The organism is Methanolapillus africanus (genome assembly GCF_032714475.1).
Lineage (GTDB): Archaea > Halobacteriota > Methanosarcinia > Methanosarcinales > Methanosarcinaceae > Methanolapillus > Methanolapillus africanus.
The window spans coordinates 1-615 of sequence record NZ_JAWDKD010000004.1 but is presented as its reverse complement, the minus strand read 5'-3'; the positions used below and the strand labels follow the sequence as shown (position 1 = coordinate 615).

Genomic DNA, 615 nt, shown 5'->3' with positions numbered 1-615 from the left:
TTGTGATGGAAATCGCATCTGTTGCACTGAGAACAGTCAACTTGGCAGAGTTGGAAGTCAACTCGTCCCCGTTAACACCTGCAATCACGACTCTGTAATAAGTCATGCCGGCAGCGGTGGCGTCAGCAGTTGTGTAACCGGCCGTTGTGGCGCCGGAGATGTCCGTGAACGTTGTGTTGTCCGCGGATTCCTGCCATTGATAGCCGTTTGCATTTGTTGCAGTCACACTGAACGTTGCGTTTTGACCGATTGAAATATTCTTGTCAGCCGGTTGCGTTGTGATTGAGATCGCATCTGTTGCACTGAGAACAGTCAACTTGGCAGAGTTGGAAGTCAACTCGTCGCCGTTAACACCTGCAATGACAACTCTGTAATAAGTCATGCCGGCAGCGGTGGCGTCAGCAGTTGTGTAACTGCTTGCGGTTGCACCGGAGATGTCCGTAAACGTTACGTTGTCTGCGGATTCCTGCCATTGGTAACCGTTTGCATTCGTTGCAGTCACACTGAACGTTGCATTTTGACCGATTGAAATGTTCTTGTCAGCAGGTTGGGTTGTGATTGAGATCGCATCTGTTGCACTGAGAACAGTCAACTTGGCAGAGTTGGAAGTCAGCT

At 49.9% G+C, this 615-nt stretch carries 1 protein-coding gene; it reads right to left on the bottom strand.

Annotation, left to right across the window (positions count from 1 at the left end):
- On the bottom strand, positions 1 to 615 hold a 615-nt coding region (locus MsAg5_RS01265; RefSeq protein WP_338098804.1), incomplete at both ends, for a hypothetical protein.